At 38.6% G+C, this 16,755-nt stretch carries 10 protein-coding genes; 8 read left to right on the forward strand and 2 right to left on the reverse strand.

Going from position 1 to position 16,755, the window contains the following annotated elements; genetic code table 11:
* Positions 1-520 precede the first annotated feature (520 nt).
* The 7 genes from ACGHEH_RS14665 to ACGHEH_RS14695 all read left to right on the forward strand — a co-directional run bounded on the left by ACGHEH_RS14665 (position 521) and on the right by ACGHEH_RS14695 (position 11,191).
* A complete protein-coding gene (locus tag ACGHEH_RS14665; protein WP_390446595.1) occupies positions 521-1,678 on the forward strand; it encodes a polysaccharide biosynthesis/export family protein in 1,158 nt (385 codons plus the stop codon).
* Between the two features lie 32 nt (positions 1,679-1,710).
* Entirely contained in the window at positions 1,711-3,570 is a 1,860-nt protein-coding gene (locus ACGHEH_RS14670; protein WP_390446597.1) for a hypothetical protein, read from the forward strand.
* Between the two features lie 241 nt (positions 3,571-3,811).
* On the forward strand, positions 3,812-6,235 hold the full coding sequence (locus ACGHEH_RS14675) for a hypothetical protein (RefSeq protein WP_390446599.1): 2,424 nt from the start codon (positions 3,812-3,814) through the stop codon (positions 6,233-6,235).
* 5 nt (positions 6,236-6,240) lie between these two features.
* Positions 6,241-8,205 (forward strand): glycosyltransferase, encoded by a 1,965-nt coding sequence (locus ACGHEH_RS14680; protein WP_390446602.1) that lies wholly within the window; start codon positions 6,241-6,243, stop codon positions 8,203-8,205.
* Positions 8,206-8,278: 73 nt separating this feature from the next.
* Positions 8,279-9,073 carry an ABC transporter permease gene (locus ACGHEH_RS14685; RefSeq protein WP_390446605.1) on the forward strand — a complete coding sequence of 265 codons (795 nt, stop codon included), beginning with the start codon at positions 8,279-8,281 and terminating at the stop codon, positions 9,071-9,073.
* A complete protein-coding gene (locus tag ACGHEH_RS14690; protein ID WP_390446608.1) occupies positions 9,070-9,720 on the forward strand; it encodes an ATP-binding cassette domain-containing protein in 651 nt (216 codons plus the stop codon). Before ACGHEH_RS14685 ends, ACGHEH_RS14690 begins: the two co-directional genes overlap by 4 nt.
* Before the next feature lie 4 nt (positions 9,721-9,724).
* Positions 9,725-11,191 carry a Wzz/FepE/Etk N-terminal domain-containing protein gene (locus ACGHEH_RS14695; RefSeq protein WP_390446611.1) on the forward strand — a complete coding sequence of 489 codons (1,467 nt, stop codon included), beginning with the start codon at positions 9,725-9,727 and terminating at the stop codon, positions 11,189-11,191.
* Positions 11,192-11,764: 573 nt separating this feature from the next.
* Here the strand turns inward: ACGHEH_RS14695 and ACGHEH_RS14700 are convergent.
* The gene (locus tag ACGHEH_RS14700) at positions 11,765-13,897 is read right to left on the reverse strand and encodes a S8 family peptidase (RefSeq protein WP_390446614.1); all 2,133 of its coding nucleotides are present in this window, start codon (positions 13,895-13,897) and stop codon (positions 11,765-11,767) included.
* A 326-nt stretch (positions 13,898-14,223) separates the two neighbouring features.
* On the opposite strand from ACGHEH_RS14700, the gene ACGHEH_RS14705 reads away from it, so the two are divergent.
* Positions 14,224-15,411 (forward strand): NAD(P)/FAD-dependent oxidoreductase, encoded by a 1,188-nt coding sequence (locus tag ACGHEH_RS14705; RefSeq protein WP_390446617.1) that lies wholly within the window; start codon positions 14,224-14,226, stop codon positions 15,409-15,411.
* Between the two features lie 545 nt (positions 15,412-15,956).
* Here the strand turns inward: ACGHEH_RS14705 and ACGHEH_RS14710 are convergent.
* A complete protein-coding gene (locus ACGHEH_RS14710; RefSeq protein WP_349284607.1) occupies positions 15,957-16,622 on the reverse strand; it encodes a helix-turn-helix transcriptional regulator in 666 nt (221 codons plus the stop codon).
* Positions 16,623-16,755 lie beyond the last annotated feature (133 nt).

Below are 16,755 nucleotides of genomic sequence, written 5' to 3' on the forward strand. Positions count from 1 at the left end.
CTAACCCTAAGTCAAAAATAACAATCTTGTGAATGTACGCTAGTAAATACTTAAGCAGATGACATGTTTGTCATTTAACAGCTGTAATATTCTTTCTAAAAGTAACTAAATATTCTCAAGAATGAGATTAGAATTATGGGCTATGTTTGTAAGTACATACCTTAAACAGTTAAAAATGCCTAGTTCATTCGAAATGAATGAAATTAACTTATCGATAGTGGAAGAAAAGATAAGAAGATATCAATTCCCTTGAAATAATGTATCGTTGAGCATAAAATCCGCTACCAGCTTTTAATAAACGTTACCTAATTAAAAGCAGAACAAAGAAAAACCTTTGCATCAAAAAATTAAGTCATAGAATTGAAACTTCAAACCCTAACTTTGGGGTTTTGTATCGAAATTATGCATATTTTCTTTAATTTTCCTGCGTAAAAAGTTTGTTTTTACTCTTTTAAAAGCAGTTTATTTTCAAGTTAAATTACACTTACGAAGCATTTCGTTTAACGTGAATGAGGGCATAATGGATCACACAGGTTTATCGATTTTTAACTTCCAAGTATCAAATAAAAACCTTTTCAGTGGTATCGCTCTAATACTTGTTTTATTTTTATCAGGCTGTTCGTCGATGCCAGCGAATGGACCATCAAAATCAGCCATTGCTGAACTAAAGGATTCAACATCGTCTTCAATAAAATATGTTGAAGTAACTATGGTTGACGCGCTTCAGTTGAAGTCTAACGCTACAAATAAAAGTACGCTTGTTTTAGACCCAGCCCCTGCCTCTTTTGATTACCCTTTAGTTAAAGGTGAGCGATTAGAAATAAAAATATGGGAAGCAGCCTCTCCTGGTATTTATGCAAAAGGGGATGAAAACTACTCTCTCTTAGAAGTTGATATTAATGCTCATGGGCAAATATTTTTACCGTTTGTTGGTTATATAGAAGTAGAAAACCTAAGTTTGATTCAATTGCAAAAGCTATTGGTTGAGAAACTTGAGGGTTTAACAGTAAAGCCACAGGTATCTGTAAATAGGGTTTCACCTGAAGCTAATTCAATCCTTGTAACTGGTGATGTAAACGCACCAATCAAATTACCTTACCCACCTCATGGTATTAGGCTTCTTGACGCGATTGCATTAGCGCAGGGGTCAACTAATAAGGCTTTCGATACAGAAGTGTATCTAATAAGAAATGGAAAGAGTAACAGCCTTAGTTTGAGCGATATAATTCATCAACCAAGTAATAATGTGCTTCTAGCACCGAAAGACAACATTGTAGTAAAAGCAAATACAAAGACATTTACTGTTTTCGGTTCAGTGAATCAACAGAGCAGAATCAAAATAGACAAAGAGTCATATTTTCTGAGTGATGCGATAGCTGAATCAGGCGGTTTAAACGATAACAAGGCGAGTGTTGAAAATGTGTACTTGTTTCGTTTTGAAAAACAACCTATTGCGCTTTCAGAAGAAGATAACTCGCGTTTCCAGAAATATGGACAACCTACAATTTACCACTTGAATTTGAATGACCCTGAGGCAATGTTTATTGCGAATTTAATGCCTATTAATGATCGTGATATGCTCTACATTGCTCCAGCTGCAGCTAGTGAATTTCATCGTTTTCTTAATTTAATAATTTCTCCTATCACCTCAGGTAATAGAGTTATTACAGGAAAGTAGCTGTTAGCTTAATATAAATGGATAAACATGCGATGCTAAATAAAAACGAAATTTTAGAAGGCGCTTTGCTAGCCTTAAAGCCTGAAGAAATGCTTCAACAAGTTGAGCTTACAATAAAGCAGAAACCTGAATTTATTATGGCTTTGAGAAATGGCACGTTCCTGCCGTTGTTAAAACAAGAGAACTTTCACTTAGCTGGAAAAGTTAATAATGTACTTTTAGAGTCAATGCCAAGTTCTACCATGCTATTGAAAGATCGAGTATTGCTATCAATTAAAGTGGATACAAACGATCTTATCATTGAGAAGATGAGTGCATATTTAAAAGAGTGTGTTGATGGCACTGATTATGCCTTGCTAAATGCTGTACTAAAGAGACTATCAAAGCAGCCGAGTCAGGAAAGCCTTACAGTTGTTGAGCCGCTACTAAATGACAGTAATTTACCAAATAGCAGCTGCTACTTAGCATTGTTAGTTACGAGTCGACTAGTGCAAATAGATATGGCAAATCATTTTGCTTCATTTATGTTGACGCGTTTATGTGAAGATCTAAGCCTGATCGATTCAGAGTCTAATGAGATGGCTGTCGCTGTGAGACAGATAACAGACAATGAATTGCAATCAGATACTCTACAGTCTCTTCTGACAATAATGCCATATAGTAAGCTTAACGGTAATTTAAAGTTTGAGGTTGCTAGGTCTTTATTCAAACAAGATAACCAAAGTCGCGTATTAGATGAGCTTTATGACTCAAACGACGCTTCATTCTTTAGTAATGATATCAGAGTCTTTGATTTAGTACTTCGTAATCAGCTAGCGAGAAACAACCTAGATATCTTAAGTGACATTATAGGTAATATTACTCTAGAAGATATGAACGCTGCGCTTCTTTTAAGTATTGCTCGAGAGTTTCAGGCAAATCAACGTTATGAAGATGCCATTACAATTTTTGAAGTAATAATCAAGGGTGATGCGACTAGCGCTATATTTAGACAATATACCTCTGTTTTACTTGAGGCTGGTCACACAGAAAAAGCTCAAACTTTTTACAAAAATTGGCTTGAGCAAAGAGCTGCTTCTTTACCTAATACTTTTAAAGAAGGCATAGATAAAATACGCACTGGCAGCTTTAGTAGTAAAATTCCACAATCTCGTAAAGACTTTATATCTAAGACGCTGGCAAGCTCCGGTATTCAGGGTATTGAAGCTGTTGAACTCGAAAAGCAGCTTGATTTTACTAACGAGTTAGATCACTTCTTATTAGATTGGATGGAGTGTAATCCGCACAAAGTCTCTGAAATAGCCCCATTTATTGAGAACTATGACACTGTAATACAGCAGCTTTCAGAACGCTTAGAAGCCGGTAATGGTGCTTTTATTGCAACTGCACATATTGGCTTACTTTTTAGTGGTCCGATATTACTACATTTGGCTAACTTACCTGGGGTTTGGCTGGCGTCGGTTCCTGATCTTGGCGATGACAGATTTGCTGGTCACCATATTAGCACCGCAAATAAAAACGTAGCGCGTATATCGCGCGATGTAATGCGCGCTTTAAATCAAAATAAAATTGTGTCAATTGCAATAGATGGTCACGTTGCAAGTAATAAAGTTGAGTTAGATCTTTTAGGTCAAAAAGTGTCGGTTTCGGACTTTATACCTAGAGCGGCTTGGAAAAAGCGTATCCCTAGCTTTTTCCCTACTCTGGTATGGAAGAATAATAAGATTTCATCTGAACTATATGAACTACCATCACCAAATGAGGGTGAAAGTGTAGAAGAGTATACTCAGAGGTGGTGTAAAGAGTTTGAAAAGCGACTTTGTCATTTCTTCGTTAATCGTTATGACAACTTACGTGCTACGGGGGGGTTTTGGGTAAACCTTGATAAGTAAGTTAAACTTTAGCCCAATACTTATATAAGACAAGTATTCATACTTCAATAAGTAATTAATAAAGCCAGTTTGTGCTCTTATAAAAGGGCTTTTTTACAATAAGAGTACAAACATTAACAACTATAGCTATGCCTATATTGTATTATGTTCCGTCGACAGTATGTGAACTGCTTGGACCGTTTTTTAAATTTATCAACTCATTTAACTAGAGGCCATGAGTTAGATAAAACAGGATAGAAAAATGTTTAATATATCACCGATAGGCTCTTGCCGAATCAACACCCCCCTCAGAATTACTCAAGAAACTTATGGTTTTACAGTTTGTAAGAGTCGCAGTTACGGTTTTACACACACTTCGGCTGAAGCTGTTCAACAGGCTAGGTTTATGCTGGGCCTCTACGAACCTCAACCTCAAGCATGGCCATTAATAGCGCGAGGTCGAGACTCAGAAGAATTGATCTCTTCGCCTTATACCGACTCAGATTTATACGTTATTGAAATATCTTCTTTAAAAAAGCTGACTCTTGGTGATGATTGCATTCAGCTTAATTACTTATCTAATGAGTTCAAAGCTTTCTTTAGTGATAAAGAGCGTAGTAAGGCATATTGGAAAGTTGTCTCTAATTCTGATCAGAAAGTGGTTGATGACTTTCTTGCTGAGCATTGGGACGAAACCGACGAACAAAAAGCTGAGCAGCAGACTCTTAGGGCTATCAGACTGAGCTTAATGACCGAAGATGAAATTAGAGAAGACATCAAAACGCTTATTGAGCTTTTACCAAGAGTTGTGTTTATCACTCATGTAAATGCAAGAAAACCCAATGGTGAAGTAATTGCAAGCCGTAATACGCTTATTGAAACCGTAAAGAAATTGGCAAATGAGCTTGGTGCTTATGTGTATGATCCTACCAATAAAATGTTAGAAGTAGGACAAGAAGTAGCGATAGAAGATCACAGTGACTCCCTAGCTCATTACACAGAAGAGTTTGGTCAACTTTTAGTTAAAGATTGGTTCGATGAATACATTAAAGCGCAACTCTTTGACATTCTAGCATCTTCTGACATTGAAGACTTCAAATCTAAGGCTGTCGCTTACTTTAGAGCCTTGATAAAAAATAATGAACAGAGTTATGTTGTTGAGCAGTTAAATAAACTGCCTCTGACTTCATCTAGTTCTGAGCTGTATCAGATGAAAGCACAGGCTTATGAAGAGTGCCAACAAGCAGAACTTGCTCTAGATACACTTAAAAACGCTGTTCAAGAATATCCTGATGATATGACCGCGATCCGAAGCTACTTCGATGCTGCTCTTGCTTATGGTTCAGCGGATGAAGCGCTTAGAATGTTTGAGCTTTTGTCAAAGCAAGAAGAAATAATATCAAGTGAATTAGAGTTAAAGCTTATTAATTTAGCTGCTGAAAAAGAAGCAGTTGGCTCGCACTTTTCATTATTGGTCGAGTTATATATTAGGCACCCAAATTGTGGCGATCTTGCATCTTTACTTGTTGATGCGGCATTGGCTTCGAACTCTGACGATAAGACCATTGAGATTCATGCTATTAAATTAATGGTTCCTTACGTTTCTCCAACGAAGCTCCTAGAGCTGGCACCGTCTATTTTTGATGAGCTCAACGATGAAGAGTGGCTAATGATCTTTGATAATCATCAGCTAGACACTAATTTGTATATTTCTACTTTCATCAATGAAAATAGATTTAGCTTAGCGACTCAGTTTTTAAGTTACAAAGAGATCCCGGCTGTAGGTAACTTAACTTCCTTAGGTCGAATCGATATTGAGCTTGCAACAGCGGCGTCGGATTGGCTTGAGAAAATAGCATCATCAGAAAACCTAAAACTGAAAAACCAGGCTATCAGTAGCTTTAATAAAGCTTTCACTAATTTGCGTGAAGGTGTGCTTACACATAAAAGTTTTGTAAAAGATATACTGACAAAGACTCGAGCGCTTTATAAACAAGGCTCAACAGATGAGCTGTTAAGTTTATATCAGCAGATTGGTAATCAAGATGACTTATTTGAATTACCGTTCTTAACAGCAAGAACGCTTTTCAATGATAATCGTTTTGAGGAGTCTTTAGAGGTCGTTAGCAGTGCCTTACAGCTAAGACCTGAACATTTACTTGCTAATGTTTTTGCAATGCGTAGTGCCGTTAAGTGTGAGCAGTTTGTTACAGCATATAGAGCAGCAGAACGAGTGATAGAGTTGAATGAGCCAGACTCAGAAAACTTGCTAAATGAAGCGAGAGTAAATTTAAGTAGAATACCTCAAAAGGCGACAATCTCGTTTAGGAATACAGAAGACTTAGATGAAAAGTATGCGCTTCTGAACATTATTGAAAAAGAACACTCACTAAAAGATAAAGCTGAAAAGTTCTATAAACAGCTTGAACGAGTATCTGTGAAAAAACTCATCGACATGGAAAAATCAGAAGATTTCTCACCTTTTGATATATGTTCTTTTGCTGAAGATGTACATAAGCGTTTCGGAAATATAGAGAAAGTTTTATTGGTGTTAGCGAGAAACTGGACAAAGCAAAAATACTTCGCTTTGGCTATTCCTTATTGGGCTGCTTTAACTGTAAAATATCCAGCCAATCCTAATTATCATCAGCAGCTAGAACGCTGTCAAAGCAACATGGGTCAGTAATACACATGGACTTAGAAATACTTTTTAAATATATCGATGCCTCTCAACTTCAACCTGAAGGCGTAGACAAGTCTTTGTCTGACAAACTAGCTCAAACAGCTAAACAGACACTTAACCCAGAAGAGTCTAAAGCTTGGTTATCTGATTTTCTTGTCAACTACAGTCATGTAGTTCTTTCCGCTGAAGACTGTGCCAATCTTTTGCTGGTTGCTGAAAAAACGAGAGAGTCTGGGTTAGAAGTGCTTTGGTTTAAGGCTTTTGAGCGTTTCCCATTAAATATCGCGATATGTCGACTGGCGATGCGATGGTATCGACGCTTAAAAGAGATAGATACAGGCCTTCAACAACTTTATCAGGCAAATCCAGAGAACCAAAGCAATTCTGTTCATGCAAATAACATGATTCTAGGACTGGTAGAGCTTCAACTTTGGGCAAATATTGATGAGCTAGCTTTAAAGTACTTAAAGCAGCATAAAGAAGATCAGAAGATCAGAAACCGATACATGATAGTGCTGCACAAGCAAGCAAGATATAAAGACATGCTTAACGTTGCTAGTGAAGGCCGCCAAACCGAGAAATTATCACCGTCAATGCAAAAACTACTTCAAGATGCTGAAGAAAACCAAGAAAACAGCAGTGAACTTATTAAAGTTGATCCTGCAGCGCTGCGCGACATCGCACGTATTCTTCAGTCAAAGCCAGTTAAGGCATTTGATAAGTCTTCTAAACAAGAAAAAGTGTGTTTCTTCACAGGTCAGTTAGGCAGTGGTGGTGCGGAAAGGCAGTTAACGCGTATCGCGGCTGAGTTTAGAAAAAGAGAACATTTTAACGGCAAAATTCTACCATACGTATGTGTTAGACATGCAACGCCTAAACTAAAGAGCGACTTCTTCTTACCTGTTCTAACTGATGCACAAGTACCTGTGTATCAATTAAACGATCATGAAACGCCCGACATTTCACGTTTTACTGATGACAAAGAAGTATTGAAAATTTGGAAAACGGTTGAACCAAATTTAGGCAAATCTATTCTTTGTTTAGCTGCGGTGTTAGCTGAAGAAAAAACGGATGTCATTTATGCATGGCAAGACAGTGCTGTTTTAATAGGTGTTGTTGCGGCATTATTAGCAGGTGTGCCTAGAATTATTTGTAACTTTAGAGGGATGGCGCCTATTCTTCGCCCTGAGTTACTTAGAGCCGAAATGAAACAACTATTCCCTGAGCTACCAAATATCAGAGGTGTAGCTTTCACGGCAAATAGTCTTTTAGCAGCGAAAACATATACAGATTGGCTTAAGTTTGATATCGAACGCTTTACCATTATTCCGAATGCGCTAGATGACTTTACTGTTAAGCCTTTATCTCCACCTGAGTCTGAACAGGAAACATGGGATAGAATTGAAAAAGCGTCACCTGACTGTACACATACGGTAATCGGTGTGTATAGATATGATGATAATAAACGTCCTTTATTCTGGGTTGATGTAGCCGCTAAGTATGTAGCTGAACATCCTTTAACAAGGTTTATTATCGTTGGTCGAGGCAAGTTAGAACAGCAAGTAAAAAGCTATATCAAAGAACTTGGCATGGAAAATAGAATCTTCCAAGCAGGTGTGTCTGAGCATGTACCATTCTGGTTAAGTAAAGCTGATTTGCTAATGCATTTAGCGAAAATGGAAGGCCTACCAAATGCGATTATTGAGTCTCAAATATCAGGAACACCTGTGTTGGCGACTCCTGCTGGTGGCGTGCCTGAGTTAATTGAGGATGGGGTGACGGGCTATTTGTTAAATGACAACATAGATCCGTGTAAAGATCATGTTTTTGAAGTGCTAAAGAACGCCTTAAGTTGTGACATCAGCCTAAAAACGATTGCAACACAAGCTCGTGAATGTTCTTCTGTTCGTCATGAAGTGAATCGTGTCTTACACAGTAACTACGAGTTATTGACTAAAGGTAGCATTTCTTAAGTTAGTTAAATTACTCAGGAGCGCTTTATGTAAAAGCTTTCTGAGTCAATTTAACACTAGGATAAACTACTCTATGTCAAAGAATATAGTCCAAGATACTTTTTTTGTTAATCATGAGCGCTTAATTGCGCTCATGAAGCGTGAGAGTGATATAAGGTTCGCAGGAGGCCCTTTGGGGGTTTTGTGGGCTTATCTTCCACCGTTATTTTGGATTGGGCTTGTTGCATTGGTCTTTTATGTTTTAAAAAGTCCTTTGCCAATTATGACTGAGCCCGCATTATTTGTCGCTACAGGGATATTACCTTATGCCATTTTTAGGCAGGGGATAACATCTATGATGAGGAGTATCAAAGTAAACCGCTTACTCCCTTTGTTACCTGAAGTTACTAAAGCACAATGTTTGCTTGCTACTGCAATACTAGAATGGTTAACAAGTATCATGTTAGCTATTTTTATTTTTGGTGGTGTGAGTTTATTCTTTTCGGTCCCTTTTCCTGGTAATCTGTTTACCGTTTGTGTTGCGTTAACGGTTGCTTGGGCATTAGGGGTTAGCATTGGCGCTTTATTTGCCTCAATTGGTCAGGTCAGCGATACTTTCTCAAGAAGCGTACCTATTATTTTACGTCCATTATTTTGGATATCTGCAATTTTTTACACCGTAAGCCAAGTACCATCAAGCATTCAAACTATGCTAAGTTACAACCCGCTCGTTCATATAATTGAGAGTTTAAGAGAAGGGTATTTCCTCGGTTACACGTCGCCTGTCAGTAATCTGATCATTCCAGTTTCTACTATTTTATTTTCAATAATAGCTACGATTTATGTAGAAGCATGGATTGAAGAGAAAAAGGCAAATCGACACTTATGATTATGCTTGATAATGTATGCTTTGCATATCGTGGCTCAAAACCTGTGCTCAATGAGATAAACACTCGGTTTTTTAGTGGTGATAGGGTAGGGATTTATGCTGAGTCAGGTCAAGGTAAAACGACACTAGCTAGACTTTTAAATGGCTTTCTAACACCCAGCTCAGGCTTTGTGCATTGCAATGATAGTGTCTCTTGGATATTAGGTGATACTTCATTTTTTCACCGTGAACTTAGCGTTTACGATAACTTAGTATTATTGTGTGAAATATTAAATCGAGATTTAGAAACTGTTCTTTTATGGGTGAATACTTTCGCCCAACTCCAAGGTTTTCAAAATAAGCCTCTGAAAGGGCTTACACCGCAACAAAAAGCATTACTCGGTTACAGTGTCTCATTGGCTGTAAAATATAACTGGTATATTGCAGATGAAAAGCTGACTGTTGGTGGCAGGGAGCTTTTACCTATTTGCGAAGCGGCTTTAGAACAGCAATTAAGTGACAGTGGTTTGATATTTTTTAGTAAAAACAGTAAACAACTGCAAACTCACTGTAATCGTTTTTTTATTCTCAAAAACACAAAACTCATTGAATGTGAGAGTGCTGAAATGGCTGAAGCTATTTCAAAGCAGTGGCCAAAGAAAAATTAAAGCTATGACAGATAAAAAAGATAACCAAGAACACACTCAAAGTGAAGAAGAAAGGATCGCAGCTTGGAAAGCTGAGAGGCAGAGAGTTGCTGAAGAACAAAAGCAGGAGCGCATTCGCCTCAAGCAAGAAGAAAGAGAAAAAGCAGCTGAGCAAAGAAAGCTAGAGGCTGAAGCGCAAAAGCAAGAACGAATTCGCCTCAAGCAAGAAGAAAGAGAACAAGCAGCTGAACAAAGAAAGCTAGAGGCTGAAGCGCAAAAGCAAGAACGTATTCGGCAGAAGCAAGAGGAAAGAGAAAAGCAGCAAAAGGAGCAAGAAGAAAAGTTGGCGCAACAGGTGCAAAGCAGAATTCCAAGTTTGGATGAGGTTAATGCTCAAGACGTTCGTTTTGAAGAGCACAAGCGTAAAATCAAGCAATCAAAAATAAAGCTTTTCTCTGTACTTGTACTAATACCTACGTTATTTGTTTTATTTTACCAAAGTTTCATTAGTACGCCGCTTTATAGTGCCACAGCGGTGATCAGTGTATCTTCAAAACAATCTGAATCTTCATCTAGTTTTGGAGGTGTTCCTGCGCTCGGTAATACTGTAAACCCTGACGTTTATTCATCTTATGCCTATTTAACTTCAACAAGCTTATTAAGAGCATTAGACAAAGAAAGTAATATAGTGCACAGGCTTTCTTCTGATGAAGTTGATCCTATTACGAGGATTCGCTCTTGGCTAGGTAGTAGTGAAACAGCACAGTTAAAGCGCTTTATTGAGTCATCGATAGACATACAATCGGGCTTGATCACAATTACTGTTTTTGATTATCAAAAAGAACAAGCAATCAAAAATATCAATACAATAATTAATTTAGTTGATAAGCAAACAAGTTTACTAAGTAAAGAGCTTTTCGAGTCTCAGATAGAGAGTGCAGTAATGGCTGTTGAAGAGGCTAGGCTAGGTGTCATTGAAGCAACTCAAGTCTTGACTCAAATTCAATTAGAAAGCTCAATTCAAGATCCTGAATTATATTTAGCTTCTATATATAGAGATATAGATACTATGTCAGCTGAAAGGCTGCAATTGCTAAACCAAATAAAAAGGAACGAGATAAATGGTACAGGCAATAGTCCTTTAACTAATAGTTTAAGGCTTGAAGTTAAAGAGTTAGATAAAAGAATAACCAGCACAAGAAATAATCTCATTGAAACAGAAGATACTGAGAGTTTTGCTAGTCTTTTGAAGCGTTTTAATCAGGCGAGAAAAGAGTCTCAAATCGCGAATGAGATCCTTAATAAAAGTTTACAAGCCCTTGCGGACATCGAAAAGGACGCAGCTCTTGGCAAGAACTTAATTCAAAGGGTTGTACCTGCACATGCGAGTGAATCCACAACACATCCAAAAGTACTTAAAACAACTTTCATTGCTTTTTTACTCACTTATTCGCTGTTTTTAATAGTGCGTGTGGTTTTAAAACTTGATTAAAATGAAAGGTTCTTACACTGTGTTTTTAGTCATAGATTTATTTAGATGCAGGCATTGATTATTAATGACCAATCGCGTTCAAATTAAATAATGTAGTGGCCATATATCTTGGTGACTACATATTTATCTGTCAAAAATTTACTTCACTTTAGGCTTTCACCAATTAGAGATAAGAATAAGCTATAAATAAGTGCTCCTTTAGTTGGTGTATTTGCTACAGTTGATTTTTGTTTTGAATTAGTAAATGTGTGCAATACAAACCCTCGAAAACACTTAACTACTTTGAGGTAAGAATTTTAATTAGCTGAGTGAATCATTTCTAATTTAGAGCAAATTCTTAATCAAAGCTTCCGTTTTACTTACATGTATTTAGTTATCTGAACGCAGAGGTTCTGATATTGTGAAGGTTAACTTACTGTATAACGAAATGATTTCAATTAGAGGATTAGCATAAATATTTATAGTGGCTAAAATTCATACCAAACTTATGTATATATACGCTAGTTACCTAAACACAAAAAAGCCGAGCTGAGCTCGGCTTTTTTATAAGAGACCTAATAAGTAGGGTAGAAATTACTTATATTGTGCGTCTAGTGTCACACCAGAGAAAGTTCTGTAAGCACGTAAACCAATGTGCCAAGTACCTGCTTGTGGGTTTGTGAACGTACAAGTTTCAGCATTACCGTTTTTGTACGGACGACAATCGTAAGATGATGTCGTTGGTTGGCTGCCTTGTCTAACATATAGGTCAGCATCACCAGAACCACCAGATATAGTCACAGTGAAGCTTGTCATGCCCGCAGGGATTTCAACAGTTTTACGAACCCAGTTGCTACGACTTGCTGAAAGGTTTGTTTCAGTGATACCACCAGGTTGAGGACCTACAGAACCAGCAGTTAAATCACCTTGTAAGCTTACGCCTGTGTATGCAGAGTAACCTTGAAGCATGACGTGATACGTGCCAGCTGCTGGGTTATCGATAGTACATACTTCGTTGTTACCGCCTTTATAAGGACGACAATCGTATGATGATGTAGTTGGTTTGCTACCTGCTTTAACATAAAGGTCAGCATCACCTGTGCCACCGCTCATAGTAAATGTTACTTTGCTTGTGTTTGCTGGTACTTCCATTGTGTAGAAGTCTTGACCGCCTTGTGAACCGCTAAGGCCTGTTTTAGCAACGCCATCAGCGAGTACATTGTCACCTACTGGTGGCTCAACTACACCGCCTGATGCTTCAGCAACTGCTGCAGCTGCATCGATAATACCCGTACCACAATTGTTACAAGTCGCACCGAAGCTCTTAGTCGTATTTTTAAGAATTGTTTCAATCTCATCAGGCGTCGCTGAAGGTTTAGCTTGCTTGATTAGTGCCGCTACACCTGCAACATGAGGTGCTGCCATTGATGTACCTTGAGAATATGCATAGCTGTCAGAGCTTGGTGTTGTTGAACCTGAGTTGTAAGTAGATAAAACACCTTCAGGGTCATTTGCAAAGCTTTGTGCGCCACCTGGTGCTGCTACATCAATGTTTGAACCATAGTTAGAGTAGTAAGCACGACCACCGTTACGACCTACTGCAGCTACGTTAACTACGCCAGAACAGTTACCTGGGTTATAGTTAGCTGAGTTATCGTTGTCGTTACCAGCTGCAATAACAACTACCGCACCATTTGCACGCGCTTGGTTAATTGCGTTTTGCGTTGTTGAACTACAAGCACCGCTGCCACCTAAACTCATGTTGATTACGTCAGCAGGGTTAGGGTTTGCAGGAACACCAGACACTGAGCCACCTGCAGCCCAGATAATACCGTCAGCGATATCAGACGTTAAACCACCACATTTACCAAGTACACGTACAGGCACAACTTTTGAGTCATAAGCCACACCAACAACTCCTTCGCCGTTGTTTGCTACAGCCGCAACCGTACCCGCAACGTGTGTACCGTGCCAGCTTGAACCTTGTGCACCGTGTGTGTATCCACACTCGTTTGCAGAAATCGCATCACCTGGATCGCTCGCGTCTGAATCACGACCACCACCATCATTCGCAACGAGTGTGTTTGAGATCATGTCATAACCAGGTAGTAGGTTAGCGTTTAGATCTGCGTGAGGGCGGTAACCTGTATCAAGTACGGCAACGACTACACCAGCACCAGTTGCGCTATCCCATGCAGCTGGTGCGTTAATGCCCGCTGTATTTTCAAAATAGTGCCACTGATCAGAGTACTGTGGATCATTTGGAGTCGCAGTTGGTTTTAGCATTTGGTCAATTTCGATGTACTCAACATTGCCAGATGCTGCAATTTCTTGCATTAATTCGTTTGCTTCAAGCGCTGATAGTTTTTTGTTAACACGCATTACGTGGTGGTTGCTTAACGCCATTGCACGAACGTACTGAGGTGTTACTTTTGCTTTTTTACTTTTAAAGTTCTTAACAAAAGACTGAGCGCGTTGATTCATCATTGATGGAGAAAACTCTCCGAACTCTGCTGACATCATCATTTGCTGTTGCATGTTGTCTTTATATTTGATGATGAACTGAGTGCCAAGCGTTGACTGGCTTTTTAGTTTTGCCGCTGTTTGGTTAACAGTAGGTGTGTTTACTTGGTCTTGAAAAGGTAAAGCTGAAACTGAACCTGCTACCATCGCAGAGGCCATTGCTAGGCTAAGTGCGCCTAATTTAAATGGTGTTTTTCTTATCATAATAGTTTCCCAATAGTCACTTGTTGTTTTTCTTCGCCAAACTGCGGCGAGGAAGAAAAGTAAAATAAAAGTTAATTTTTTGGAAGGGTAAGTTTGGTTATTAATGTATGTGCAATGGTTATATGTAGATGGATAAACGTCTTTTTATTTTTTAAAGGTGCTGATTATTAAGGTTTTTTTAAATTTAAATGAAGATTTAGAGTTTTAACTAGTAATGTAAACATATGTAAATGGGTGGTAATTTTGTGTTAATTTTATGCTTGTTTGCACAAAAGACCCACCATCAAGGTATAATCCTCCTCGATTTCGGCAAAACAGAGAAAAATATGTTGCAATACGACGTGGTGATTATTGGTGCAGGTGCTGCAGGTTTAATGTGTGCAGCTCAGGCTGGCTATCGAGGCAGACGTGTTGCAGTTGTTGATATGGGCAAAAAACCGGGCCGTAAAATATTGATCAGCGGCGGTGGTCGTTGCAACTTTACCAACGAGGGCGCAAGCCCAGCAAATTATTTGTGTGGTAATCCGCATTTCGTTAAGTCTTGTTTAAGCCGTTATACACAACATGACTTTATAGAACTTGTTGACCGTCATGGGCTTGCTTACCATCATAAAACGCTAGGCCAGTTATTTTGCGACAATAGCGCACAAGATATCGTTGATATTCTCATGACCGAATGTGAATGGGCGGGTGTTGAATTACATCTCAGAAATGAAGTATTAAGCGTCTCTGGGTTAGCTGAAGGCGGTTATCAAGTAACTACCTCTGAGAGTGTCTTTACCTGTGAGTCGCTGGTTGTAGCTGCTGGTGGCTTAACTATGCCGAAATTAGGCGCTACGCCGATTGGTTATAAAATCGCAGAGCAATTTAATTTAAAGGTGTTGCCGACAATGGCTGCACTGGTGCCTTTTACCTTACATGATCATGATAAAACACGGTTTGATGGTTTATCAGGCGTGAGCATTCCATGTTTGGTCTCGAGTGAATGCGGCACTGAATTTAGAGAAAATATTTTATTTACTCACCGCGGTTTATCTGGGCCAGCTATTTTGCAAATCTCTTCATTTTGGCGAGCAGGGCAAGCGGTGACTATTAACTTATTGCCAGAACTACAACTGGATGAAGCCATTCATCAATGGCGTAAAGATCAAGGCAGTAAGTCTTTAAAGAATACTTTGTCTAACATTTTGCCAAAGCGCTTCATTGAAGTGCTGATCAACGAACAAGCTATTCCAGATAAAGCATTGAATCAATTAACACACACTGAAATTGATGAAATTGCAAAATACATTCACCAGTGGCAGATCAAACCTAACGGCACAGAAGGCTACAGAACAGCTGAGGTGACTTTAGGTGGTGTAGACACCGATGAGTTAAGCTCCAAAACATTTGAATCGAAAAAGCAAAAAGGCTTGTACTTTATCGGTGAAGTAACCGATGTGACTGGTTGGCTAGGGGGTTACAACTTCCAGTATGCGTGGAGCTGTGGTTGGGCGTGTGGGCAAGCTTGTTAGTTTTTCAGTATAAATGGTGGCCTACAGAATACAAAACCAAGCTCCTGTAGGTTGTGCTTTAGCGCAACAAAATGTTTAAATCTTGTTGATTTAAATTACCCGACATAAAGTCGGTGCTACCGAAATGAAAAATACTTTGTCGCCATAAGACGACCTACACAAGATTAAAACAGTTTGGTAGCAGCGATTTTATATTGCGTTCTGTTGATTGAGTACTCCATGACAGCTGTTAAGATTACTCATTTCACCTTGCGCAAAAGTAACCTTGCATCGCGCACTGTAAATGAAGTTTTGGATGTAGTGTTGTTTTACATCCATGTAGCTACGCCCATCGGGTATCCATACCCTCACCTCCTTGTGCTGCGAAACTTCGTTTCGGTCACTCGTCGCCCTTGCGCAAAAATAACCTTGCTTCGCAACGTATATTTTGCACGATAATGTCGCCATAAATGACAACCTACAGATAATAAAACAATTACCTGTAGGTTGTGCTTTAGCGCAACAAGGTTTTGATTTAATTCAACACTCAAATGGTAAGCTGAGCCCTATATATTTAACTCATTATTCAATGCCATGGCTGCCGAGCGATTAGGCGCATTTAATTTTTCTAAAATCTTCGCGACATGGTTCTTCACCGTATATTGGCTGATCCCTAAGATCATACCAATCTCTCCATTGGTTTTGCCTGATGATATCCAGTCTAACACTTCTTTCTCACGCCCTGTAAGCAAATGAATAGGTGAATTAAATGCCCGCATTGATTCATATCTAAACAGCTGTGCTTTATGAAGATAGGGTAAAATGAGCTCAATCAAATAAGATGCTGGGGCCGATGTGTTTGAGCGTTTATTATTAAAGGCCACTAAAGTTACAAATCCAGAGTCTTGGTTATCTAAATCATATGTCGCGATATCAGATAACGGGTTTCTCGCTTTTGCATAGCTTTTTAATAAATTTACATTGTTTAATTTAGTGCAATTAATGGTTTTTAGCAGTTGTTGTTGTTGGTTAGGTGAGTATTCGATTGAATAATCAGTTTTTACAGACAGGTTCGACTTATCAATTAATGCGATGTACAGCGCTTCTTTTTCAGCAAAAAACATAACCTCTTCAAAAATATTGATATCAAAAGAACGGTCTTTTATAGATGTTTTTAACAGCTCTATGGCCTTTAAAATACTAGATAGCTCTTCAGTACAACCTAAAAACATGTGCATTCTCCTTAAAATACGATGTCAAGGTAATGAATTTATTCATATTAATTCTGCAGGCGGTGCAGTTACTAAATTCAAATTTAATTAATCGCGTGATTAATTAAAGCATGGATGCGGAATTGATAGCAAT

It is taken from the genome of Pseudoalteromonas sp. MTN2-4 (genome assembly GCF_042848605.1).
Lineage (GTDB): Bacteria > Pseudomonadota > Gammaproteobacteria > Enterobacterales > Alteromonadaceae > Pseudoalteromonas.

Excerpts from the sequence above, each read along its gene's own strand:
- ACGHEH_RS14665 (WP_390446595.1), top strand. The coding sequence starts at position 521 with ATGGATCACACAGGTTTATCGATTTTTAACTTCCAAGTATCAAATAAA.
- ACGHEH_RS14670 (WP_390446597.1), top strand. The coding sequence starts at position 1,711 with ATGCTAAATAAAAACGAAATTTTAGAAGGCGCTTTGCTAGCCTTAAAG.
- ACGHEH_RS14675 (WP_390446599.1), top strand. The coding sequence starts at position 3,812 with ATGTTTAATATATCACCGATAGGCTCTTGCCGAATCAACACCCCCCTC.
- ACGHEH_RS14680 (WP_390446602.1), top strand. The coding sequence starts at position 6,241 with ATGGACTTAGAAATACTTTTTAAATATATCGATGCCTCTCAACTTCAA.
- ACGHEH_RS14685 (WP_390446605.1), top strand. The coding sequence starts at position 8,279 with ATGTCAAAGAATATAGTCCAAGATACTTTTTTTGTTAATCATGAGCGC.
- ACGHEH_RS14690 (WP_390446608.1), top strand. The coding sequence starts at position 9,070 with ATGATTATGCTTGATAATGTATGCTTTGCATATCGTGGCTCAAAACCT.
- ACGHEH_RS14695 (WP_390446611.1), top strand. The coding sequence starts at position 9,725 with ATGACAGATAAAAAAGATAACCAAGAACACACTCAAAGTGAAGAAGAA.
- ACGHEH_RS14700 (WP_390446614.1), bottom strand. The coding sequence starts at position 13,897 with ATGATAAGAAAAACACCATTTAAATTAGGCGCACTTAGCCTAGCAATG.
- ACGHEH_RS14705 (WP_390446617.1), top strand. The coding sequence starts at position 14,224 with ATGTTGCAATACGACGTGGTGATTATTGGTGCAGGTGCTGCAGGTTTA.
- ACGHEH_RS14710 (WP_349284607.1), bottom strand. The coding sequence starts at position 16,622 with ATGTTTTTAGGTTGTACTGAAGAGCTATCTAGTATTTTAAAGGCCATA.